General features: G+C 58.9%; 16 protein-coding genes. 9 read left to right on the top strand and 7 right to left on the bottom strand.

The window, feature by feature from the left end; all coding sequences use genetic code 11:
- Positions 1-259 precede the first annotated feature (259 nt).
- Both istB and istA read right to left on the bottom strand, forming a co-directional pair.
- Positions 260-1,003 carry an IS21-like element helper ATPase IstB gene (istB, locus tag GA0061098_RS38380; RefSeq protein ID WP_091966590.1) on the bottom strand — a complete coding sequence of 248 codons (744 nt, stop codon included), beginning with the start codon at positions 1,001-1,003 and terminating at the stop codon, positions 260-262.
- A gap of 9 nt (positions 1,004-1,012) precedes the next feature.
- Positions 1,013-2,551: an IS21 family transposase gene (gene istA / locus GA0061098_RS38375; RefSeq protein WP_165637880.1), complete on the bottom strand. Its 1,539-nt coding sequence runs from the start codon at positions 2,549-2,551 to the stop codon at positions 1,013-1,015.
- A gap of 610 nt (positions 2,552-3,161) precedes the next feature.
- Here istA and GA0061098_RS38370 point away from each other — a divergent pair.
- Positions 3,162-3,887 carry an outer membrane protein gene (locus GA0061098_RS38370; protein ID WP_165637879.1) on the top strand — a complete coding sequence of 242 codons (726 nt, stop codon included), beginning with the start codon at positions 3,162-3,164 and terminating at the stop codon, positions 3,885-3,887.
- A gap of 352 nt (positions 3,888-4,239) precedes the next feature.
- On the opposite strand, the gene GA0061098_RS38365 is transcribed toward GA0061098_RS38370, so the two are convergent.
- Positions 4,240-4,965, bottom strand: coding sequence for a LuxR family transcriptional regulator (locus GA0061098_RS38365; protein ID WP_091966597.1), 726 nt, complete (start codon positions 4,963-4,965; stop codon positions 4,240-4,242).
- Between the two features lie 1,330 nt (positions 4,966-6,295).
- Here GA0061098_RS38365 and GA0061098_RS38355 point away from each other — a divergent pair.
- The 3 genes from GA0061098_RS38355 (at position 6,296) to hemN (ending at position 10,288) form a co-directional block, all read left to right on the top strand.
- Positions 6,296-7,012: a sulfite exporter TauE/SafE family protein gene (locus tag GA0061098_RS38355; RefSeq protein ID WP_091966586.1), complete on the top strand. Its 717-nt coding sequence runs from the start codon at positions 6,296-6,298 to the stop codon at positions 7,010-7,012.
- Between the two features lie 1,016 nt (positions 7,013-8,028).
- The gene (locus GA0061098_RS44350; protein ID WP_129591061.1) at positions 8,029-8,433 is read left to right on the top strand and encodes a hypothetical protein; all 405 of its coding nucleotides are present in this window, start codon (positions 8,029-8,031) and stop codon (positions 8,431-8,433) included.
- A 517-nt stretch (positions 8,434-8,950) separates the two neighbouring features.
- The gene (gene hemN, locus GA0061098_RS38350; protein WP_091966584.1) at positions 8,951-10,288 is read left to right on the top strand and encodes an oxygen-independent coproporphyrinogen III oxidase; all 1,338 of its coding nucleotides are present in this window, start codon (positions 8,951-8,953) and stop codon (positions 10,286-10,288) included.
- 400 nt (positions 10,289-10,688) lie between these two features.
- Here hemN and GA0061098_RS38340 read toward each other — a convergent pair whose 3' ends face one another.
- Positions 10,689-11,273, bottom strand: coding sequence for a hypothetical protein (locus GA0061098_RS38340; RefSeq protein ID WP_245323897.1), 585 nt, complete (start codon positions 11,271-11,273; stop codon positions 10,689-10,691).
- Positions 11,274-11,343: 70 nt separating this feature from the next.
- On the opposite strand from GA0061098_RS38340, the gene GA0061098_RS45425 reads away from it, so the two are divergent.
- From GA0061098_RS45425 to GA0061098_RS46570, 5 genes are all read left to right on the top strand, one after another.
- Positions 11,344-11,604: a hypothetical protein gene (locus GA0061098_RS45425; RefSeq protein ID WP_165637878.1), complete on the top strand. Its 261-nt coding sequence runs from the start codon at positions 11,344-11,346 to the stop codon at positions 11,602-11,604.
- A gap of 37 nt (positions 11,605-11,641) precedes the next feature.
- A complete protein-coding gene (locus GA0061098_RS44345; RefSeq protein WP_165637877.1) occupies positions 11,642-12,052 on the top strand; it encodes a hypothetical protein in 411 nt (136 codons plus the stop codon).
- 500 nt (positions 12,053-12,552) lie between these two features.
- Entirely contained in the window at positions 12,553-13,956 is a 1,404-nt protein-coding gene (locus GA0061098_RS38325; protein ID WP_245323896.1) for a carbohydrate porin, read from the top strand.
- 317 nt (positions 13,957-14,273) lie between these two features.
- Positions 14,274-16,055 (top strand): hypothetical protein, encoded by a 1,782-nt coding sequence (locus GA0061098_RS44340; RefSeq protein WP_165637876.1) that lies wholly within the window; start codon positions 14,274-14,276, stop codon positions 16,053-16,055.
- On the top strand, positions 15,973-16,773 hold the full coding sequence (locus GA0061098_RS46570; protein ID WP_245323895.1) for a DUF3892 domain-containing protein: 801 nt from the start codon (positions 15,973-15,975) through the stop codon (positions 16,771-16,773). Before GA0061098_RS44340 ends, GA0061098_RS46570 begins: the two co-directional genes overlap by 83 nt.
- A gap of 863 nt (positions 16,774-17,636) precedes the next feature.
- Here the strand turns inward: GA0061098_RS46570 and nolL are convergent.
- From nolL to nopM, 3 genes are all read right to left on the bottom strand, one after another.
- A complete protein-coding gene (gene nolL, locus GA0061098_RS38305) occupies positions 17,637-18,743 on the bottom strand; it encodes a nodulation factor fucose acetyltransferase NolL (RefSeq protein ID WP_091966594.1) in 1,107 nt (368 codons plus the stop codon).
- A 661-nt stretch (positions 18,744-19,404) separates the two neighbouring features.
- Positions 19,405-21,657 carry a hypothetical protein gene (locus GA0061098_RS38300; protein ID WP_245323894.1) on the bottom strand — a complete coding sequence of 751 codons (2,253 nt, stop codon included), beginning with the start codon at positions 21,655-21,657 and terminating at the stop codon, positions 19,405-19,407.
- A 627-nt stretch (positions 21,658-22,284) separates the two neighbouring features.
- Positions 22,285-24,030: a T3SS effector NEL-type E3 ubiquitin ligase NopM gene (gene nopM, locus GA0061098_RS38290; protein ID WP_208610725.1), complete on the bottom strand. Its 1,746-nt coding sequence runs from the start codon at positions 24,028-24,030 to the stop codon at positions 22,285-22,287.
- Between the last annotated feature and the right edge of the window lie 573 nt (positions 24,031-24,603).

Here is a 24,603-nt window from a genome sequence, read left to right as displayed (position 1 = left end):
TGCTGATTCCGAGGATCTCGCCCGGGTGTACCGATTTGATCTCGCCCAGGATTCCGAGATGATCTCGCCCACCATTCCGATTTGATCTCGCCCGGGGCGCGAGGCATTCTGGCTGTCTGGTTTCTGGCATCGGCGAAGCCGCGTGGTCAATCTTGAATCGCGGCTCGACGGGTTGGTTTTTCTGTTGCTCCTGCTGTGGGCATGTGGGCAACGCTCTTGCGTTGTCCAAGCGTAGCGGCATGTCCACAGCGCCACAGGCTCAAGCCTTTCGGTCGGGTTTGCGGGTTCGCCGCAGGCTTTCGCCGTTGAGATCGATCCGGTGGGCGTTATGGACCAGGCGGTCGAGGACGGCGTCGGCGTAGGTGGGATCGCCGATCAGCGCGTGCCATTGATCGACCGGGAGCTGGCTGGTGACGATGGTGGAGCGGCGGCCGTAGCGGTCCTCGAGGATCTCCAGGAGGTCGTGGCGGGCGGCGGCGTCGAGCGGCTCGAGGCCCCAGTCGTCGAAGATGAGGAGATCGACGCGGCCAAGCGCGCGCAGCAGGCGGGAGTGGCGGCCGTCGCCGCGCGCCAAAGCGAGATCGGTGAACAGCCGCGGGACGCGCTGGTAGAGCACGGAGCGATTGTCGCGGCAGGCCTTGTTGCCGAGCGCTGAGGCGAGCCAGCTCTTACCGACGCCGGAGGGCCCGCAGATCAAGAGGTTGGCGTGGTCGCCGATCCATTGGCCTTCGACCAGCATCGTCAGCAGACTGCGGTCGAGGCCGCGCGGGGTGCGGTAGTCGATGTCCTCGACGCAGGCCTGCTGACGCAGCTTGGCGTATTGCAGCCGCTTCGACAGCCGCTTGTCGCGCCGCAGCGAGGCTTCGCGTTCGAGCAGCAGCGCAAGCCATTCGGCATGGCCAAGGCTTGCGGCATCGCCGCCGGCTTCGATGTCGGCAAAGGCCTTGGCCATGCCATGCAGGCCGAGCGCGTAGAGTTGATCGAGGGTCGGATGCTTGAGCAATGTGATCTCCTAATTGTAGTAGCGCGGCCCGCGGATGTTGGGATGAAGGATCGGCGCGTCGTCCGCGGAGCGCTTGGGTGAAGGACGCCGATCGAGATTGTTGGCAAGGATTGATTTGACCGAGCCGTAGGTGCGCGCGCCAATATCGATCGCCCGCATGGCGGCGGCATCGAGCCGCTCGTGCCCGTAGGATCGGGCGAGCCGGATGATGCCGAGACAGGCGCGGAAGCCCTGTTCCGGATGCGCGCGCTCGTTGAGGATCAGGTCGCACAGCGCCGCGGTGGCCGGCCCGATCGAGGCGGCGTCCTTACGGATGCGCTCGATGGTCCAGCCAGCGTAGCGCCGATGACTGGAGGCCATGTGCTCCGGCACGGTCGTGTGCTTGTGGTTGCCGCTCATGCGCTGATGCGCGGCGATCCGCTCACCCTTGTGGAAGATCTCGACGGTGCGAGCGGTGAAGCGCACCTCCACCTCGGCGCGGACGAAGCGATGCGGAACGCTGTAATAATGCGCCTCGACCTCGACGTGATAATCGATGCTGACCCGGCAGATCCGCCACTCGGCGAACTCGTGAGGGCTCTCCGGCAGGGCCTTCAGCGCCGGCCGGTCGATCTCCTCCAATAGCTTGCGGCGGGTGACACCGAGCCGCCGGATCGGTCGCTCCTCGTTGAGCCGGATCATCAACTCGGCGATCGCCGCGTTGACGTCGGCGAGGCTGTGGAAGGTGCGGTGGCGCAGCCGCCCGAGCAGCCAGCGTTCGACCATCAGGACCGCCTGCTCGACCTTGGCCTTGTCCCGCGGCCGTCGCGGCCTGGCCGGCAGAATGGCGGTGCCGTAATGCGCCGCCATGTCGGCATAGCTGCGATTGATCCTGGGATCGTAGAGACAGGCTTTGATCACTGCGACTTTGGTGTTGTCCGGCACCAGCAGCGCCGGTACACCGCCGATCGCTTCGAAGGCGCCGACGTGGCCGCTGATCCAATCGGCGAGCCCCTGCGTCCAGGTCGCCTGCGCGTAGGTGAAGCTCGATGCGCCGAGCACCGCGACGAAAATCTGCGCGCTGCGCCGCTCGCCGGTGCGCCGGTCGATCACCACCGGCACGCCGTCGCCGGCATAGTCGACGAACAGCTTGTCGCCGGCCGCATGCGACTGGCGCATCGTCACCGACAGGCGGCCTTCCCAGGCGCGGTAGAGTTCGCAGAAGCGCGAATAACGATACCCGCCGGATTCGCCCGCGATGTACTCCTCCCACAGGATCGACAGCGTCACATGCTTGCGCCGGAGCTCGCGGTGCACCGCCGCCCAGTCCGGCTCCGCCTGCCGGCGATGGCCCCGCCGCGTGCCGGGACCGGCACCGGCGCTGGCGAACAGCCGGGCTTCCAGCACAGCGTCGGTGATGGCGTCGGGCAATGGCCAGGTCAGCCCCGCCGCCTCGAACCGGTGGATCGTCAACCGCACCGTCGAAGGGGCTGTCCCCACCCGCCGCGCAATCTCGCGGGTCGGCATCCCGGCCGACTTCAATCTGATCACATCGCGCACATGGCGCATCGCAAACCTCTCCGTCGGCATCATGGTCCCCCTTGCAAAGCCGAAAGGCGGGACCGTAGCGGAGCCAGAAGAGGCCTCGTCACCCCGGGCGACATCATCCCGGAATGGTGGGCGAGATCATCTCGGAATGGCGGGCGAGATCAAATCGGAACGGTGGGCGAGATCATTCCGGAATAGTGGGCGACATCGAGCGGAATCAGCAGCAGCAAGACCGTCCTGCCGGAAGACTGAGCTTTAGCGCACGAGACGCGTCCTCGATCAGCGGTCTTCATTTGCCTAACGCTCTGAATAGCGAGCATGCACGGGACGTGTTGGCGCAGCCTGGCTTTGTCGCTAGTCAGCGATAGAGGGAGCCAAACAGCTCGCAGCATTGCGTCCCGTCACGGGCCATTCTCGAACGGATCTCAAAGAAGATTTGCGCGAAGCGACCAGTGTCAGGCCCAGCATTTCGGTCGAGGCAGTGCATGGCAAGTTGCGCGCTCCACAATCTGACGCGGCGTGCGATTCGCCCCATTTCTTTCGAAGACATGTTGTGCGGCAGTTACAGCAATTCGCGTTCATATTGTTAAACGCACGGCGCCGGGGGGCACCGAAAGGAAACGACACTCGAATGAAAAAGATTTTGATTCTAACTGCAATCATCGGCGCACTCAGTGCGGCCGCTCCCTCATTCGGCACGGACTTGGCCGGGCAGCCCGTCAAGGCCAAGGCGCCACCGCTGCCGGTCGCAGCCCCGATTATCGACTGGTCCGGCTACTATATCGGTGTCAATGGCGGTTGGGGAACGAGCCACAATTGCTGGGATTTCAATGGCGTCGCTCCCGAGGGCTGCCATAATTCGACTGGCGGGACCATTGGCGGCCAGATTGGCTATCGTTGGCACATCTTCAACATGGTCTACGGTATCGAAGGTCAGGGCAACTGGGCCGACTTCAGCGGCTCCAATGTCAGCACCGCTTTTCCGGCAAACGCCGTTGGCACCACGACAGATGCGTTCGGTCTACTCACGGGGCATATCGGCTACGCGTTCAATGCCGTCCTACTCTACGGAAAGGGTGGTGCTGCGGTGACCAGCAACACCTATCACCTCAACTCGGTAGCTTCTCGCACCGAGCTTGCCAACAGCAATGATGTGCGTTGGGGTGGCGTGCTGGGCGCCGGTGCCGAAGTCAGCCTCACGCCGAACTGGTCAGCTGGCGTCGAGTATAACCACTTGTTCATGCAGCGCAGCAACTTAAGCTTCACAGGGTTTCTCGGCACGGACCGCGCCCACCAGGACGTCGATCTCATCACGGCGCGGCTCAATTACAAGTTTGGCTCGCCCTTTGCCAAATAGAGGACTCCACGCGGTTGCGTGAATCGGGAGCCCCGACTGCGGTCGGGGCTCTTTCGTCAGATGCTCCCCCCCCCCGCAGCACCCCTCCCCAGTTCCGAAGCACCAGGTCCGAGCTCGTCTAAGCATGGGTCATTGGCTGGATGGAACGACGCAGTTTGATTCCAACACTGGCGTACCAGGTCAGTCGATTCGACGTCTCATCGACGCTTATGAAGCTCCACAACCTCACGCGGCGTAGGTTTCAGACTTGCTCCAAGGAGCTTTGTATCTGCGGTTTCGCCGAAAGTGCCACGCTGAACTTGCCAGAAGCTGGAAGCCAGCGATTTGGCAGTGGATGCCCGTTCCTCACAATTCAAAGAACATTGAGGCGAAGCGCTATAACGACCGCTTGAATCCGGCTGGTCGCATCCAGCTTTCGCATCGCATTTTTGATATGAAAATTGACTGTATTCTCGCTGATTTTCAGGATCTTCCCAATTTCCCATGACGATTTCCCCTCTGCCACCCACCGCAGGCAACTGATCTCCCGCTCCGATAGTGCAACTTTTCTTTCGCAGCCATTATCGCAGGGACGAGCGATGTCGCCATAGGCGGTGTGAAACTGCCAGGCCAGCGCGTTGAGATGACCGATGCGGTCCTGAGGATCAGCCTCGTCGGACGCAGATGCAAACGACACCACAGATACCCGACCCAACGGGCCAAACAATGGCACGCTCATGCCATGCTTCAGCCCCGCCTCTCTCGCCTCGTCCAGCACGCGTTTTTCGTCCGGTTGAAGCTGATAGTGGTCGGCGAGTTGATCCCACAAAAAGGGCCGCGAAAGCATCGGCGTCCGCCGGACCACCGGATCGATAGCATGGTACTTGCGCTTGAAGTATCGCTCGCACCAGTCTGGCGGCCACTTCACAGCCACAGTCGGGGGTGGATACTCCGCCAGCCGAAGTGGCTCAACGAAGTTGAGGGCGCCGTATGCCACTTCACTGAAGCCTTCCTTGGTGGCACAGCCTACAAGAAGCTCGAATAGCGCTCTGAGTGAATGAGTCTGGTTCGCGCATTCGGTGAAGCTAAAGAGGTCCATGATGGGCGCTTCAGTACGACGAGCGAGCTCCCCGTCATCGTGTTCGATTGCGCTTGTTTCCGGCGGAGCCAAATTCCAGTCCATGAGCTGAACTCGAGGGTTAGTTATTCGTGTAGTCTGAGCGCTCGCGCTGTGCCGGGCGCCTTTCGCTGAATTCGTTGCCCTGCCGCCGAATGCGCGGGCATGATCGCATCAAACACCGGAGATAGTGCCGTCATCCCTGCCTCCGAGGCTGAGCGGAAGTGATCGGTCCAGTTCGCCGATCGCGCACGGAGATCATCGCCCATCATCCGTGAAGGATTGTGCCATCGATACGAACCCCAACGGTGTCCCGTTTGATGATGCTGGCACCGATAGAAGGTCCGCTGGGTCCTGGACTGAGCTTCCAAACAGCTCCAGCGTTAAAGGCTTGGCTCTGTTGAGCTTGCATGGCGAGAAAACGCAGCCGAACGACGCTTTGGTCTGTCTCGAGGCCGAGCACGACGAGATCCTGGGCTCTGATCTGCGCGATACCGCGAAGCTCGAGCGGCTTGGCGGCGCCGACGAGCGTCCTGCCAGCATCCATTCTCTGGTTAGAGACGAAGACAACAGGAGAGTCATGTCTTTTCCAATCTTGCGAATTGCCATCGCTAACCGTTCGCTGACTCTCTGCCGTGCGACGGCGGCGGCGACGCGATCGATGAGCAACACGGAACAGTCGAGGCAGAAGCCATACTCCTCGCATCATTGTGCGGCGTCTCATCGAATCCGTCCGGCAGGCTTGGCGCAAACGTACCGTAAGGGGCCACCTTAAAGGCGCAACAAGAGATACTCGTAACCGCGAGATCTGCTTGATGCGGAGGACACTTTGCATGCGCTTCTCCAGCAGGGAGAGGACCCGCGCCAGACTAGCAAGTGTCATACCAACTGTTGACTTCGCCAAAATCAAACGTCGCAGAAAGGGCTTTGAACGCGCACGATTGGTTGCGATGTAGGAGCGTCGAAGCATTTATGACATGCGGAGGAAAGGCGACAGCGCCATTGCGAGGCGCGGCACGAGGTGAGCTACAGCACGAAATGCAGCTCACCTCGGCGACCCCATCGAATGCCGCCCCCTCAGGGCCCAAACGCAGCCCTATTCCAGCCCGGTCAAGTGCCAAGTTCGGCAATTGATGGGACGGTCCAAACATGGCACTCGTTGAGGAACTTCAGCTGACTGCACCTCCGGCCAGCGATTCAGGCGAAGCGCTTAGATCCGTCCCCAAGCAGAAATACAGTTAGACCGCAACATACACGAATCATGACGGGCTCGGTGGAAAACGGCGAAGATCGTCGCCAAGATTGGTGAAGCATGGCTTCTCTGCTCTTCGCGATCATCTCACTGCTCTATGCGAGCGTTGGCCAGGCTGGTGGCACTGCATTCGTCTCGCTAATGGCATTTTTTGGTATGTCATCGACGGAGATGCGCCCGACGGCGCTTGGTCTCAACATTGTCGTCGCGACTTATTCTACGTTGCTCTTCAACCGCAACAAGGTCGTTGACTGGGCAATCCTGCGCCCGCTTCTCTTTTCGTCGATGCCAGCGTCGCTTGCCGGTGGCTTGATTGTGCTCGGGGATCACATGTACAAGACGCTGACGGGGCTCGTTCTTCTTCTGGCGAGCGCAGTGATGATCATGCAGCGGCGACGGGCTGCCCATCGTGTTTGTGAAACTCCGCTCACGGCAAGCGTGAGCATTGGCGCGGCTCTTGGCCTGGTTTCCGGCCTGACCGGCGTGGGGGGCGGAGTGTTCCTCGCGCCGACGCTCCTCACACTGAATTGGGCATCACCGAAGCAGACCGTCGCGTTATCACCCCCTTTTATTCTGGCCAATTCCACAGTCGGCTTCGTCGGAGCTCTTTTCAGCGGCCAATTTCCCTCTCCGGATTTGGCTCTTTACGCTATCTCCGCGCTGGCGGGTGCGGTCGCTGGAACAATAGTCAGCCTGAACTGCCAGAACCCGGCAGGCATCAGATTTATGCTGGTGGCGGTTCTGCTCGTTGCCGGCGTCCAATTGGTTCTGGCTTGAAAGTCTCAACTCTTTCGTGGGATTGGCGGAGATCCAGCACGGTCAGATCGGGGGGCAACATATGGAGGCCGCAGCTTAAGTCTGGTCCGCGCGCCTTGCCAAACTCTGAAAGCCGCCAACGCGGACTACGAAAAGCTGTCGGGTGGAGCGACGATGGGGCGGGTCACCTCGTGCATCCCAGCTGATCGTCATGAGCCGAGCGGTCCGTACCTAATCACATCTCGTTCGCGCTTCCCATTTGGCGGGAGGGTCAATGTTGGCGGGGCGCGCGAGCGGGGTATGAGGCGTACTTCCATCTCGTCTATGGCTTGCGCGGACCTCCAATCTGGGGCGCAGTAACGCAGGAAGAAGAGCATCTGATGGGAGGCGATCGGGCACGCTCTCGCTACCCTGCGGATCGCGACAGGGGGCGCATTCGACTTCCTCAAGAGCGGCGGGGAATGTAGAACTGCAACGCGGCGCATTCTCTTATCCCGCGTGTGTGTCGGTTAGGTTCTCATGGAGAAATGTCAGGGAGGATGATGTGCTGAGCGCCAGAAAATCGCAGGCAATTCGAGATGGCATTGACGCGAAGGCGCGGCAATGAGCGCCCTCGGCCACGAAGCAGTCAAAATGTCGCGCGTGCTGCCTTTTAAATCAGCCGCACAAAAATAGTCATCCTTTTACCGGTCCCCGACGCGGTCGATGTCGTCGGCGTTGTACAACAGAGGTTGGGTGGGGTGCCCACTTTCGACCGATCAAGCTGTTTGGCAGCAATCTCCTTGACGCCTGCTAGGCTCGGCTCTCATTCGCGCGAGATGAGCTCCAGGTTCGATGGCTTGCCGAACCACAAACTTCCTTCATCCATTGTGAATGAACTGGGATGCCAGGATGCGAAGGCGATTTTCATGCAATGAACAGGCGCAAGATCTCCCAGCCGGCACCTGCATGGACGGCTCCAGCTCGCAGCATCGAGAACCTAGTGACGGGATGGTCGAGACCTGACCAGGCGGTCTAATTGAAACTGAGAGCTGCAGGTGCATCGCATCGATGCGACGCCAATGAAGGCTAACGGAATAGATATGCGCGATCTGGCAGGGATGGATAGCTCCAAAGGCGATGTTAAAAAGAATTCGACCCAGTTGATGAAGCAGAATAGAAACTATTGGTCTCGTTCGATGCATCCGGCCGGGATCCGCTCTGCCATCAGCAACCTCAAAAGTGGTTGTGAGTTCGTGAGCTGCATTAAAAAGCGACGAGACGCCACTGAACCAAGGCGCCCCGACGCACTTGGCCGGGGGGCTGAAAGTGCGCTGGGGTCGCCCCAACATCATCAGTACATCCGTGATGATGCTTGTGGCAATGAGACAACCAGCATGGCGGAATTGAGGCTTGTGCGTTCGATAGTAGAGATTAAGGATTGTTTTCGTCGGGTGCACTAAAGGACTTTAATCGCACGTCGCGTCACGTTGTGTATTGCGCTCCTCGTGCTCTCATCTAGCAAGCAACTTATCTTCCGTGTCACGCCGGCCTTGGACGGATGCATCCGTCGAACTCTGTGAGCAACCAAACGGCTTTGCTTGAAACACCCGGTTTGAAGATCCAGCGGCAAGCTCAGCTGCTCCTGGTGAAACCCACAATTCCTGTTTTCGTCGCGAAAGTGACCTGGCCGTCAGCGGATGCGAAGCGACGCGCCCTCGGATGAGCGATTGATCGTTCGCGACAGCTCGTCGGGCACGTCTAGCCGCTTGGACCGTGCTCGCACGAGAAATTCATATCCTAAACGTCCGGATGATCGCCAACGAGCGGCTCTCACTCCCTGCCCTGCCCTAAGCGGTTGGCAGTAACATCGAAAACGGGACCGGATCTCAGAAACCCTGGGCGGGTTTGACATAACGCAAAGACACAAGAGAGGGCATCGGTCAGCTTCATGCTGTTTGAGCATGGGAAAGTTAAGCCTTGCAGACCTCCCTCCTAAACAAGTATTGCGATGCGCGCCTGCCTTGGTACACCATCTATCCAACCGTACCGGAGTTCTCCGCGATGGTCGGTGCCAAGACTTGCGAGAAATGGCTGAGGCGGCTGCCTCCCGAGGAACCCGTATCGCTCTACATCCACGTTCCCTTCTGTCGCTCTATATGTTGGTATTGCGGCTTCCCTACAAGCCTCACTCGCGGCGAGCGACCTGTCCGCAATTACTTGGCAGCAGTGAGGAACGAGATAGGCTTGGTCGCAGAGCAAGTGCCGCGCGCTCTGCCGGTGAGCGACGTGCATTTCGGCGGCGGGACGCCGACCACCATTGCACCGAGCGATTTTCTCGGCTTGATGGAACTCGTGCGCCACTGCTTTGCATTCAGCAAATCAGCTACCACCGCCATAGAAATCGATCCGCGTGGGGTCACGGCCGAGATGGTCGAAATGTTACAAGCGGCCGGGATCAGCCGCGCGAGCATTGGCGTGCAAAGCTTCGATCCGGTGGTTCAAAGGTCGGTCAACCGCGTGCAGAGCGAGGTGCTGACAGCTTCTGTCGTCGACAGCCTGCGCCAGCATGGGATAAGCCGCATCAATTTCGACCTTCTCTTCGGACTGCCGCATCAGACGGTGCGGTCCTGCGTGGACTCCGCGCGGACGGCTGTGGCCATGCGGCCAGACCGGCTTGCGGTTTTCGGCTATGCTCACGTCCCCTCCTATATGAAACGTCAGCGCCAGATCGATGAGACGGCGCTGCCGGATAATGTCGCCCGCGCTGAGCAAGCCGCGGCTATTGCAGATACGCTGATCTCGGCCGGCTACCGCCAGATCGGGCTCGACCATTTCGCCCTGCCCAATGACGAGCTCGCGCTGGCGCAGAAAGCTGGTCGGCTGCGCCGCAACTCCCTGGGTTATTCGGCTGATACATGCAGCACCGTGATCGGCTTTGGTCCGTCAGCCATCAGCCGTTTGCGTGACGGTTATGTCCAGAATGAGATCGCAACCGCTTCCTATCACCAACACATTCAGGCTGGCGGTCTGGCAACTTCAAAAGGCTACTGTCTCACCGCCGAAGATCGCCTCCGCGCCGCAATCATCGAGCGTCTGATGTGCGATTTGCAGGCCGACGTACCAGCGATCTGTGCTGCTCACGGATTTGATCCGATTCCTCTTCTCGATTCGGCCGAGCGCCTGGGAATGCTTGTCGAAGACGGGATAGTGGAGATTGAAGAGGGATTCATTCGGGTCAAGCAGGAGCACCGGTTTGTCATTCGCGCCGTTGCTGCCGCGTTCGACACTTATCTCGACCGCATCCCTGTTAACTAAGCCACGCATGTGAGCAGATCCCAAACCTCTAAGCTCTTCGCGAGGGGGCGATCCGAAGAAGCGCCTCGGGCAGACAGCAGGCCGGATTTCGAAGAAGCAGCGGCGGTGTGATGACATGACCTTTCAGATATGATCTCAAAACTGGCGGGAGCTGAATAGAAGAGAGCTGATTCGAAGGAAAGGCGCAGCGGTTCTGCCGTTCAGGGACACGGCTCGATCATGCGGAAAGTGCTCTGCGCCACCTGTCCTGGAGTGCGCGCGATGATAGACGGCCTCAGTGACATGCCCCTGGAGACGACGGCCCGCACAAACTTCGGGTATTTTACGGCCGGAGGCAGCTTTGCGAAGCTACGGTCCACCTCATAGAGCACAGTTGACCAGGCCTGCAGCGTCTCAGACCTCAAGGCTCGGCTGTCTTCGGTCTGGCGATCACTGGCGCGCCTCCGACGGAAACAGGTCCCTGTGGTTTGGACCGCCCGAAGCGTTTTCTGGCGACGCTCGAAGCAGCCCGAGCTGGCGACAAAGGAGGCTCGGAAGCAGCAGAAGGGACAGGTGTTAAACTCTGCAGCGAATCGATCCGCGAAGTCAGCATGGTGATCTGATCCAAGATTCCTTTGAGGTCATCCCGCTGGGCAATGATCCGGCTGTTGAGTATTGCGATCTCATCGCCAGTTTTCTGCTGTGCCCACCTTATCTCAAACAAGGCTGCCCTGTCCTCCAGTGACAGGCTCATCGTTGAAGCGACGTCCCGGGCTTCCGGCGTCTCGATAAACGCTTCAAGGTTAGCCCAAAGCCAGACGCCAGCGGCACACGAGCTGGCGAGGACAAGCGAGAGCACCAAAACCGGGAGAATTCGTCTTGACGGCCCGCGCAAGAGCGGTCGCAAGTCTGAAGCGGCGGCTTGATCAATCAAGTCCATTGTCCCTCGCCCAAGATCCCATTCCAGCGCGCTTGTTTTGTCGACGCCATAGGCTGCGATGCTCACGCGCTCCAGGAGCTGCGAGCGTCGACGATAATCAATCTTGCCGAGCTTCCCGATCGGATGCCCTGCTCCTATGAAACGCTACTTCTTGAGCAGCGCAACGGGACAGTTTGCGCGCGTTCTCCATGATAGCGTCACCAGCGAGCAACGGTACTCATCTTCGCCGGCGATGGCGCAGCATTTTTTCACCATTCAGAAGAACCCTGGAGATTTTCTTTCCCACGACGAATGCAAACCGTTCACTCATTCCTGCAGTGTGTTCGATGGAGCCACCTCACGGCTTGGCGAGACCAGCAACTTCCTCCGGGGCGCGCCACGTAAGCGCCACGGCTGATCGGCCGAGCCGCAATCGCCGATTGGACCGGCAACCATTGCACCTGATCAACTACCAATTCCGGCAGGTTGTTCGAGATGACGGGCACGTGGCAAGCGTGACCAACGACCGCCGCGCACGTCAAGGATTCGGATGCAAGACAGGTTTTGCGGCGCTGACGGCAGCCAGCAACTTCTCGCCGATACCCGCCAAGGCTGCTCGACGGCTAATTCCTTCGGTCTCCTACGCCATCACGTTGGATGTTGTGGTGTGGTTGCCGCGCGCGCAAATTCAACGGCTCTTCGGCCTTCAAGCCTGGCGATTGTCCCCTGTTTCGCTGACAACGATATTAGTGAAGCCATTCGTGAAGCAAAGTATCTTGCACGGAGAGCCTTGCTTTCTGGTAGCTGCTGTTTCGTCCAGAAAGCCGCCTTCGATGCAGATGCGCGGCACCGCCAGACTCGCCTGACTCACAGTGAGCAGGGTGGACATCCCCAATGCTTTGGTGGCCGGGACAGCAAGCCCCGCGCGCTCGTGAGCATTTGCCGAACCAGCGCCCTCCGCTGGCTCTCGGCGCACCGGCGTTATGCACCAGCAGAGTTTCGGACCAGATCATCATCGGGCCGCGGGCTGAGAGGTTCAGCAAGCCTGAGTGGTCCCCTTCGGATGGATCGTGTTCTGGCTCGTCCCCCTCACCCTCGGACGCGAAAACGCCGGGACCTCACTCTGAGCCAATCAGGCCGCTGTTCAATCTATTCATGGCCGGCAGACATAGACTCGAAGTACGTCATGCGTGATTGCCTTCTTGCGACGAGCTCGCCTCGGACAAATTCCGCTACGGCAGCACTTTCTTTCAATTTCAGACCAAGGGGAAGGCGATTTGGGCTTATTATCGCGCTTTCGCTAGCGGTTTGTCTGGTCGGCAATTCCGTACTGGGACAAACCGCGAGCGGACTTGATCCTAGTTCTATGGATCAGGCCAGCAAAAGAGGAAAGACCTCCAATCGGGCCGCAAAGCTCCCGATCGACCTGATCCGTCGGGCAATCCGCCCTCCTGCCCCGGCGCCAGCAGCAGGTCCCGGAGTGCCTTTCGAGAAGCGCGGCAATGCGGACAGGGCTGCTCAGATGAGACCGCAAAAGACGATCGATCCCTTCGCAAGGTACGACAATCTGCGTGAAAAAGGGTTGTGGCTCAACATACCTGGCCCTGCTGACACGATTGACCAGGACAAGGACGGCGTTAGGTCGGCGCTGGCAGATGTCGGCATCGGCTACATCGGTTGGACACACAATAGCTTTGCAAACAACCAGCTGCCGAATGCGGCCAGAAGCACTATCGCAAACCAGCTCTATATGGGCCAGAATCCGACCTTCGCGTCGGCAAACTTCATGATCGTCACCTACGATCTCAGCCGGTTTGGCATTGCCGATGGACAGATTGTCGTAGGAGCCGAGCAGCAATACTGGACGTGGGATCGCCCGGGACCAGATCGAGCGGGAATCAATACGCTCGCCTACTACCAGACTTTCTTCGACAGGACACTAGAACTCAAACTTGGCTACCTCAGAAACCAAAATGAGTTCACCGGCACATTGTTCGGAGGGATTACAGGATCGAATATGTCTGCCTTGTTCCAGGCAGGGATGAGCACCAATGCTGCGCCGACGCCGGCGGTCAACTTGAAGTACAATTTTGACGATCGCTTGTACAACAAGGTCTCCGTCCAGCGCTCAATCAGTCCAGATGGTGCCTATGCCCACATAACCGAGAATCCCACTGGCTTGAACTGGAGCACGGCCAATGCGGGCATCCTTCTCGTTGAAGAAGCCGGCTACAAGAGCAAAGCTGCTGCAGGCGTACCCGACACGTGGCTGCGGGCGGGCGTTGGTTTGAACAGTAGCCGCTACACGAATTTGGCGGATCCCAAGCAACAAAGGGAGAGCGGGAATAATTTTCACTACATCGCTGCGGACAGGCAGCTCTGGCAGATTGACGCGAGTGGGACGCCATCGCGCGGCATCTATGGCGGCTTCTCCATCATGGGAGCTCCGCCTGTCCTCAACAAGATCAGCCAATATTACGAGCTTCGTCTTTATGCGAAAGGGCCCTTTGATAGCCGGCCCAGCGATCTGATTGCACTCGTTGCTAGCAAGACGAGCTGGAGCAAATTTGCGGTGGATGCTGCCCTGGCTAAAGGCCAGCTTGCGCATCGTGATACAACGGCAATCACCGGAACATATACCGCCCATCTTGCTCCGGGAATATATGCAGGCGTGGGATTATCATACGTTCATAACCCCACAAGCATCACGCACACGTCCCAAACTGAACACGCGCTCAATCTGTTGGTATCTACGTTGATATTCTTCTGATCATCGCAAACGCCATTTTGGTTCCACCATCTCGTGCCGCATGGGACTTGAGCTTCGCGATCTTGTTGAAGGGACCGGCGCCAGACAAGCCCGTTGGGATCTCAGGGTGCGCCAGCTGTAAGAGCTTATGGACAAAACGATGTCGTTGTATCCCAGGGAGGGTGAGGCGGATTGTTCAGGAGAGCCTGGCCCCGAACGCGGTCATTTCCGAGGTTAGCCACGCGAATAGCTCTCCGCCGGAACCATAGCCAGGACAGGTTCTCGAAAGCTTGCCCGAGTAAGCAGACCTGTTCAGGTGATCCTGGAGGTGAGGTAGCGTGGACCTGCAAGATTTTGACCCGTTTAACGTGCCAGCTTGGTCGCAGGTGCAGCACGAGGTCTCGCAAGAGCCGCAGACAAGCCAGGCCGGACAAGATGGCTTTGAGCAGCACTTGGCTGAGGCAAGGCAGGCCGAACCCGCGCCCGTCGCCGCTGGAGGCTCCTATCCACATCTATCTACAGAAGACCGGGACCTTATCGACAGGGCGATTGCTCAATATACGGCTCAGAAGAACCCACAACCGAACACGGTCAAGCTTTATACTCAGGCACTTCGTCGACTGGCGAATGATCTCCGCGCCCGTGGCCAAACGACTGATCTAAGGGACCACCAGTCCCTGGTTAATCACCTAGATACTTACTTTCCGAAAGACGCCCTCATGAAGACAGGCGTACGCGTGCTTCGTGCGTATCATGATTCCGGTCATTTGGTTTCTCGCGGGCGACCGCGCGCGCTCCCCTCAGCGAAAGAAGCATCCAACGATGGCCAGCAATCCCCGGACGAAGCGATGGATGCACGTGCCCGGTGCAATCTTCTGGCAAGCGAGGAGGCCCCCATCAATCATGAACATGACGCAGCTCAATCGAGAGCAGCGAAAAGACAGAGGACGCTGAACGATCTGGAAGAAGTTCTGGTTTATCGGAAACCGAGCGCAAGCGCCGCTTCAGGAGGAAGTGGCGGAGCAATGCCGGTCGCCTCAACGGGCGTCATAATCCGGGGGGCGGTGGACCGGCGGCCTCTTTATCCCGAGGATGCTCCTGTTATCCTGAGTCTTGAGGAGGCCCTCATCAAGGGCGGGATGACCGCCAGCCCGGCGAAGCAGTATGCAAATTCTCTTCTTGGCTATAGCCGTTGGCTCTTCGCAAAAAACAAACCAAGCATTGTTGCTCGCCTGGACGGCAAGTCGCTGACCGATAGCGGTGACGTGCACGAGTTCGGCAAGAGCGACAGACTTATTAGAGCATTAGAGCATCTGCGGACCTTTCGGTCGACGGGCGTAGTCGTGCCCATCGTGCGTCCGGGGCGCACTCGCGCCAAGCTCATTCCTCCCAACGTGCCTCCAATCAATCCCGAAACCGCGTCACTGACGGACCCGATACGCATCGACGGCGCCGCTGCGCAGCACGGCGCGTTGCAGGAAGCTAAGCGGCAAGAGGAGCATCAGGAGGTGCAGGAAAATCTACCCGTCCCATTGGCGTCGGCTCTCCTCCAAGGACAGGTCGCGGTCGATCCAGAGCAGCTCCCTCAGGAGCAGCTTCGGCGCGGACTGGATCATCTTGATGATGAAGCGATCCGTTTGCCAGTTCCCGTCCGTTCAGAGGAGGAGCTTCAACGACTGGAAACAAACTTGCACGACGAACTTCAGGGACGATTGGAGGATCATGCAGCTCCTTTGTTATTCATTGATCCGGAAGAGTTTACTTTCGATCCAGACCAGTTCTCTCCAGCGGAGTTTCGGCGACTGCTCGAGGATGAAGACGCACAGGAGGTTACCGAGGGGCGAGATGATCAGCCCGCCACCTCGGCTTTCGTCCAAGAGCAGGTCGCATCCGATTCGGAGCAGCTCCCTCAGGCAGATCTTCGACGAGTACTGGATCATCTCGATGATCAACCCAGCGACTCGCCAGTCTGCGTCCCTCCAGAGGAGCTGCGGCAACTGGAAAAGGACTTGCACGACGCGCTTCACGGACTACGGGATGATCACTTCGCTCCTCCTGTTGCCATTGATTCAGAAGAATTTACTTTCGATCCAGGGCGGCCCCCTCCAGGGGAGCTTTGACAACTGCTTGATGATGAGTCCGCAGTGCAGCTACAGGAAAGGAAACGATGATCAATTCGCCTCGCCGTCTCTTATCCAGGAGCAAGTCGCATTCGATTCAGAGCAGCTTCTTCAGGGGGAGCTTCGGCGAGTACTGGATCTTGTCGATAATCAACACGTCCCAGTCTCCGTGCCTTCCGAGGAGCTCCAGCAACTGGCAAAGGACTTACATGACGAGCTTTCGGACGACAGGATAATCACCTTGCCGCTCCAGCGTCTATTGATCCAGAAGACTTTGCTTTGGATCTGGAGCAATTCCCTCCAAGTGAGCTTCGGCGCATGCTTGATGATGAATAAGCAGAGGAGCTTTCGGAAAGCCGAGATGATCAACCCGCCCCTTCCGCTTTCGTGCAAGGGCACATCGCGATACGGGGTACCGCCAACTTGTATCGCAAAGGACTCCAGCGAGCCTACCATGATTGATGGCAGCCTTGATCGACGACCTTCGTCTAAGCTTGTTGCCGATCTAGGAGAGACTCGAATGGCCAAACGCGCACGCATTCGTTGCAGTAACAAGAAGGACGGAAAGAACCCTCGCGAAAGGATCACACACGTCGGCGGACTAAACCCCGACGGAACGCAGCGGAAGCGATCCATCGATCAGGCAATCAAAGACATCGAGAGCGGCGAATGGAAGTTCTATGTCGAAGAATACGGCCGCACGGTTGATGTGGTGTGAGCCACTCACGACGGGCACAAGTACATCAAGACGACGGTGGACGGCGATCCAACCAACAATGCCCTTTCGCTGCTCGTCGAGTGTCGCTGATGATCGCCGGTCCGCACGTTGAGCCCCACTCTGGCAGCGCTCTCAAGGGGGTCTGCCCGATAGGTAGGCCGGACGACCCTCCCAGATACCAGTCAGCGCCTTGCGAGCGTGAAGGCTGAATGCGCGGGATGCCCCCCCGAACGCATCGTCGGGCAACCGCAAAAGGCGATTGCGTCGGCATTTGATGATGGCCCCAGGTGTCATCTGGTCAGCGCGTAATATCCGCCCCAGGCGCCTCAGCTCGGCGGGCGAACGCTTGTCCCGTTTATGATCACCGTCCACTTCGACCAAAGTGGAAGTTAGCGGCAACGTGATTCGGCGCTTTGTCGGCCCTGAAAAGCGCTGTCCCTACCACGCGCCACTAACTTGGGTGGGCTGCCTTGCCATAACAAAGCTACCACCTCGCCTTCCCAGGAGTGTCATCAAGCTCCACGGGCTGCGAATTGTAGCGCCAAGAGCGCTCGTGGGATGCCTACCAGGATTGGTGGCTGGCCTTCACTTCATGAAGGAGCGCGATAAAGTGAGGTTTGGCCGCAGAAGATCGGCACAAGCACATCAAGATGACACCGTGCTTGCGAGCAGGTCGGCTGACTTCGCCCCAGCCTCATGCTCCTGCGCGCAATACGCGATAATCTGCTCTTCCGTGAACCTGGCGCGCCTCGTTTGTCCGTCCTTCTTCAGGCCGTCCTCTAACTCCTTCTGAAGCAAATACTCAGTCGCAGATCAAATCTACGATGGTCTGCGAGAGCCTTCTGACGAGACTTCGGTTACAGCTACTTATCGGCAGAAATGGTTCGACAAACGAAGGAGCGGGCTGGCACTCCGAGCATGAGCTGGGACAGATAAGGAATGTCGCGCACGGTCCAGCGAACCGCAAGCGCGACGGCAACAATCATTGCCCCGAGAAATGCAGCCGCGGCCGCCCTCGTCGTGGGGCTCCACAATTCTCCATACTGTATCGAATCCATTAGACGGAATACCGTACTCTGGATCAAGTACAGCACCAGCGTGCTCGGCCCCAGTTTCGCGGCGATAAAGCGGACCACCCGATTTGAGCGGCCAATATTCCATGATCGAAGTAGGACCTCAATCATCACCGCTGAGGCAGCTGCGGAGCCAAGAAACATCAGAAGCACATTCTTTGCGGATTGCAAATCCTGGACCAAAGCGAGATTGTTGTAGACATAAGTGTCGTTGCGCCAGAACAGAAAGCACATCATCGCCACCATTGAGGCAGACATAATCGAGAACGGCCCCTGAGAGCGCACTATGCTCGTCCACCGCTCTCTCGACTGCGCAAATGCGAATCCCAAGCAGAAAAACGGGTACGTATACTTTATGAGAGGGAATATGGAAAAGGTCAGAGGTGCGAGGACGACCAGAATGACCGATACCAAGAAGACCCAGGACGAGGAATGATTGAAGATTGAAACAGTTTTGGCGAGAAGAAAGCAAATGAACGCGGCCCAGACGAACCAGTATGCGCCGGCGAAATCATTCAGGAATTGCAAAACGTTGTCTACTGCGCCCGCCGGTCGGGGAAACACGGTCAACTTTAATGTCTCCAGGAGAGAGCACCAAAACAGCATAGGCAACAGGAGCTGCATCGCACGATCGCAGATGGCTTTCGTGAAGGGCTTTCCCGTTAGCGCTCGGCAGGAAAGATAACCGCTTATCGCCATAAAGAGAGGCATGTGGAACATGTAGATCCATTTGAAACTTGCCGAATCCCAAAACCCTTCATTTCGGTAGAGGATATATTGGATCAGGTGGCCGACGATCACTAAAATAATGAGCACTCCTTTGGTGAAGTCCAAAGCGAGATCGCGATCGTGCGCTGTCTCAGGCATGACCTTTCCTGTTACATGATGTATCAACATCTCGCCACGCTTTTCCAATTAGCCGAATACATAGCTCGCGACAATCGACCTGTCCGATGACGGCGGAGACAATCGCCGCTCGAGTCTGCACTCCAATAGCTGACTGTGCGATAAAGACCCAAAGGAAGCGGGAAACGAGCTATACGATGGTTTATCGAATTCTTTACCACCAACCACTGAGCGGAAGAGCTGTTTGAAAGTCATCGCGAGGAGTCATTCCATAGCGTAATAACTGAACTGCGCATGAAGGCTTAAGCGTATGCACGCTGCGAAGTAACACGCCCGCCGAGGATTTTGGCCCATCGTTACGAAAAGCATTCGTCAGCAAACCTTGGTCTGGTAGCCATGTTCTCGGCGCTTGTTCCGTCGGCTGCACTCCGCGCTGTGCTTCGTCGATGACAAATGCGCTCGATCTGCAGGGCTCGCTGAGCGAAAGTTTTCTAGACTAGAATTGGCGAGTTTTTGTGAAAGGATCAGGGTTGCAGAAGGCGCTTAGGGCATGCACCAAATTCGTAGAATCCAATGAGCCTGCCTGGTTAAGAGGAAGCTGCATGGTTCAGTCCGTGACCTAGCAGCCGATCTCGTCTGCCAAAAGCCGGGTATAGAACGCCTCACGCGAGCTGCCCCGCCGAAAGACGGGGATTGCTGTCCTGCTGCCTCTTCAGACACGTTCAGGAAAAATGCGAACGCGCTGGCGTCCCTCGCCTTCCACCAACTCGCCCCTGTAAGGCACTCCGCGGATCTCGAAATAGGTCGGCCGCCCAGGCTGGGGCATGATGCGCTCGCCTTCCAAAACGCGCACGAGGTAAGACGGCAGGAATCGCTCCCTATGCTCCCAGCCGCCCCGGATAAGATAGCCAAGATCGACTGCACTTTCCTCGGTTTGCCTTGCGCTTACGATTGGCGGTGGGCGATGCAGCGGCTGGGATGGCCCGGCCTCGTTCGTCCCACCGGCGCGCGGGTGATGAACCAGGCGAACATCCCTGCGACCGCCCGGTCCAAACCTAGCCGAATAGAGCTCACCGTTGATCGCAAACTGACTTGGTCCAAACTGGTTTGGCAGCAGATTGATATTGCCCAAGACATCGATCAACACGTCTGAAGCCGCCTGCGAGCTGTGGCGCCAGCCGGCGCCAACAATTGTGCCAATATCCCGTAGCTCTGGAGCCGCCGTCGGCAGTCCTGCGAACGACGATGCGGCTGCAAGCTCAGGTGCTGGCGCAGAGTGCGCATCGTCACGCAAGTGGTACGGCGTTGACGGGTCCAGATCGACGAAGGAATCGAGGCCGGCATAAATGTTTGACGATTGGGGCCGAACTGACGACGACGATGCGGGCTCTTGCATCTGTTGCCCAAGCCAGGCCCATGCGCCCTGGCTTGGGGTAGCTGGAGTCGCAGGAAGTTCGACTGGCAGATCAGCCTGGGCGGCCCAGTGCGGCGCTGGAACCGGTGACGCAGGGCCGTGGATCTGCTCCCCGAGCCAGTCCCAGGCTCCGGTGCTCGGCGTCGCTGGCGTTGCAGGAAGCTGCTGTAATGAGGCAGCGTGTTCCCCCCGGTACGGCGCTGGCATCGATGAGGCGGGCCCGTGCATTTGCTCGCCAAGCCATTCCCAAGCTCCCGCGCTCGGCGTTGCCGGCATTGCGGGAAGTTCCTGCGGCGAGTGAACCTGCCGAGCACCTTCCGCAGACGGATGACCATAGTCCTGAGGAGGCAGCAATCCGAGCGCCCTGTTCGCCTCCAGGATTTGCTCGTATTGGCCAAGCTTGACCAGATCAGCGTTGATCTTGCTGTCGTCGGTATCGTGCCTGTACTCCTCGACATCCTGGGCGAGCCCAGGGGTGGACAGTCGGCCGGCGATCGGTGGCCGGTCATGCGTCTGCAGCCACTCACTCAGCCTCGACATGCGGCGAGCTTGCCTGTCGATCGTCTTCGGGTCGATCCTGCCTGTCGCCTTTTCCGCCGCCGCCCACATGCGGATGAGGGTTGCGTCAGCATCCTGAGGAGCCAGTCGCCGGACATCGGCTACCAAGCTGTTACCGGCCCCCACCTCACGAAGCTTCTTCAAGGCGGCCTTGATGCGCCTGGCGCGGTCCTTTGCGTAGGTGTCAACGTCCTCATCGAGCTCAGCTTCCAGCTGGTGGCTGCCCACCTCCGGATTGTCCTGCTGCGCGTTTTCCAATTCCCGGCGAATTCGATCCGCAATTGAGGGCCTGCCGGCCCCGCTCAGGCGCGCGCTCAAATAGCGCAAATCGGTTGCCGCATTCTTGATCGTGCCGTCGCTGAGGTTACCCGTCGCCTTGTTTCTGAAATCGTCAATGAGCTCCTCATCGGCCGGAGGGACCCCGCGCGTTCGGCCTGGCTGCCTGGCGTAATCAATTCGCAAATTCGTCGAAAAGACGTCAGATTGGCCCACCTCGCGCGGCGACTTTTCACTGCTGCTCCCGCCAAGAGCCTTGCCGATTCCCGACTTGAAGCGTGACCATAAACCGCGGCTTTTTCCGCCCTTGGCCGAGGCGGCAGACTCTGCGTCCGGAAAGCTGTAACGTGCGCTGCTGAAGAGATCATCTCGTAAACTAGACTGCGGCACTTGCCCCGAACCGGGAAGCTGAAAGGTGGGAGTGTCTACGCTCCGGCGCGTGCCGCCCAGCGCACTCTCCTTAAAAGCGGAGTGCGGCGGCGCCCGCATCGAACCGCCGAAATCCTCCCGCCGGACTGCTCGACCACCTCCTGCGGCTGGCCGATCAGGCGAAGTTGAGTTCCTTTCATCAGACGGATCGAGATTCAAGTCCTGCAGCCGCCTTTCAAAGTCACCCTGCTCGCTTGGGCTGCCCGCTCGCTGCCCAGTCCGCTCCTGCAGGGCGGCGTACTCTTGCGTCCAGGCTCCTGAATCGAAGAATGGGTCAACCGGATCCATCCTGCTCTCCTCATGTTTATATAGACCCTGCAGCAATCCGTAGGGCCTGGATTACGGCCAGATAGCAGCTCGTTCAGCAAGAATCAGATTCTCGATTGTTGTAGCCGCAACCTTTCGAAAAGCTGACGAGATCAGGATGTTGCTGCGCGCAAGACCGGCCTCGCATCGGCACCCGCCTGACGAGGGGTCCTCCAGTTTTACCGCACCTCTTCGCCGGTCCCCTGTCGAACTGACGAAATTCGTCCACCGATATAACAATGGATCGCCTCACGATCGTGCGCCGAATTCAAGCATCACCGCCCGAACAGTTAGCTGCCTCGTCAAATCGAGCTGGCTGGCTGCGGCAGCGCCTCCGCAACCAATGATTTCACCGCTGCGCGCCTTGGTCTCCTCGACAACTTTTCGACCGAGGAGCGCTCGTCCCGAAGCGCCTTCGGCTGGACGTAGAAACGCCCTCGTCTGGCACGCGGGAATTTTCGTCACTCGGCAAGACCGAAAGACCCTCATCGACTGCAGCGCATTGCCAAGGCGCAAAAGCACCTTGGCAGCGATGGGCGAGCCTTCACGATCGATCTTGAGGTACCGCCACAGAGCAATAATCGATATCTCTGCGGCGGTTTGGGAGCCTCATAGTTCGAGGCCATGCTCGGCGAGCACACGGTGCATGACCTCGCGTTTGATCTCGCCAGCGATCTCGTTTCGGACTTGGGCTCCGAGCACCCGCTCGGCATCCGGATCGCCTAGAAGACCATGCTCGGCCAGTCGCTGATCCAAGCGGGTTTGAAACTCTTCGCCCATGGCTTCGACCACCCGGTCTCGCATCGCTGCATGTTCGTCCCGAGCGATGCGCCTCAGCACCGTCTCCCAGGGTTGCCAGCGGGTTGCCATGTAGTCGGTGAATTGGTTCGTTTCCTGCCCCCGAACCAGGTCCAGCGCCTGCGCAGCGTCATCCGGGGTTACGTGAGAGACCGTCAGGAAACGCATGTCAGGGGCGACGTGACTGAGCTCCAGCGGCTCGCGCAACAAATGTTGATAGGCCAAATAGACTTCGACGTCGTCTATGTTCGGGTCGAGGCTGAGGAGCGAGTTGACCCTGTCGCGCGCGATCCCGTCCAGCGCCTCCAGGCGGAACGCAACGCGGCCGCGCTGGATCAGTTCACCTAGGCGGTCGTCGTATACCCCGTCCTCAACATCAGCGTTAAGGCGCGCGGTCTGCATACCGTTCCAGTGCAAGGTGACACGATCCTCGCAGCTCGCGTTGGCCTCGGAAGCCTGTGTGAAAAACTGCTCACGCAGTCCTGGATTTGCCGCTGCCTGGCGCAGATCATCAGCCACTGCCTGCCGAAACTCGCCATTGCGATAATTCACAGTGCCTCGTAGCCTCTCCAGGAACTGTGCGTAGTCTTGGGCGCCGGGCTCGTCCGCAAAGTGCTGCCATTCGGCCAGCGCGGACGGGTCGTCTGCGAGCCAGTGTGCGGCAGCCTCATGCAGGGATTGCTGCGCAAGCTGCGGTGGCGCTTCAGCCGCCGCCAGATGAGCGAGGACATCGTCCGGCAGCGCGTTATCCCCCAATTCGAGGCTCTCCAGATGCGGGTAGTAGAGGCTATTATTCGGCACAAGAGCATCTAAAAGACCTTCAGGCAGGCTGGTCAGCCGGTTACCGCTGACATTGAGTGATTGGAGCGTGCTCGGAAGAGGGTCGGGTAGGTTGGCCAATTGATTGCCGCTGACATTGAGTTCAATGAGCCACGAGGGGAGGGACTCCGGGAGGTCGGTCAGCTGATTGCCACCAACCGCAAGCGAGGTGAGCCCGCTCGGGAGAGCGTCCGGCAGGCTGGTCAGCCGGTTGTCGTTTGCGTTCAGGATCTCGAGCCCGGCCGGAAGGTTTGCCGGCAGACTGGTCAAGCTGTTGTCAGCGACCTCCAGCTCAGAGAGGGTCGCCGGAAGATCGTCCGGCAAACTGGTCAAGCGATTATGGCTAATGAGAAGATGCTGGAGACCGGGTGGGAACATAGCAGGCAGGCTGCTTAGCTCGTTGTGCCTGGCGCGCAGTTCCAGCAACCTTGGCGGCAGGGCGGCGGGCAGAGCGGTCAGCGAGAGCGAGGACAAATCCAGCGAGCGCGAGCCTGTGTTATCCGAATTCCTGATTCGTCTGCGCCCCTGTCGCCTATTCTCGGCTTCGCCCTGCCCCTCTTCGGCAACCCAATTGTCCAGGATCTGCGCGCGCGCGGAGGCTGGGGTCCGATACCCGGTCAAGGCTTCGACCAAATTCGCGACGGCACGATTGAAGCCGCCGAGGTAGCTTTCCTGGTCCGCGTCTTCAGAAGGCGCCGAGGAAGAACCTGCACTCCACTGTGCCTGTCCCGTGTTCATCAATTTCTCCATCGTCAGAAGCAAGAATATCCCGCTTCTCAAGCTCGCGAAGCAGGTGGTTGCGCCGCACATGATCGTTCGACCGCCGGTGCACGTGCTCTGCGGCTCTCGCCGACTTAAGTGGATACAGCTTCACACGAGCCCGACCCGGCAAATTGATCGATACTGCTGTGAGCTTGCTGCCTTTCGTTGACCAGATAAGTCCGGCAGGACAGTCAACGGGCGTAACGTTCTGCCGTTAGCGGGCCGACCTGTCGATCAGCTGACGAGTGTCGCTGCAGAACGTCAGACTTGCTCAGTTTGCTAATGATAAGCGAAGCAATCCAGCTTGCGAGTGAACCGGTCAACTTCGCAAAGACCAAGCTCGACATCGACTGCCTAGAGCATCTGAGAGGGGCTCCGTGAACTTGGCCGTTCGGACCGCCTGCCGCCCGACGTTTCCAGCTCCTCGGCCGAAAAGACTCCGCTGGCCGCCGTTGGGATAAAGCACCATCGCGGCTCTGGGGTCCTATACTGAAGCCGCTGCCGCCTTGGTATCCGCAGAAACGTGTAGGCTGGAGATAACTATCCTCG

It is taken from the genome of Bradyrhizobium shewense, assembly GCF_900094605.1.
Taxonomy (GTDB): domain Bacteria; phylum Pseudomonadota; class Alphaproteobacteria; order Rhizobiales; family Xanthobacteraceae; genus Bradyrhizobium; species Bradyrhizobium shewense.
This window is presented reverse-complemented; position numbering and strand designations above follow the sequence as displayed.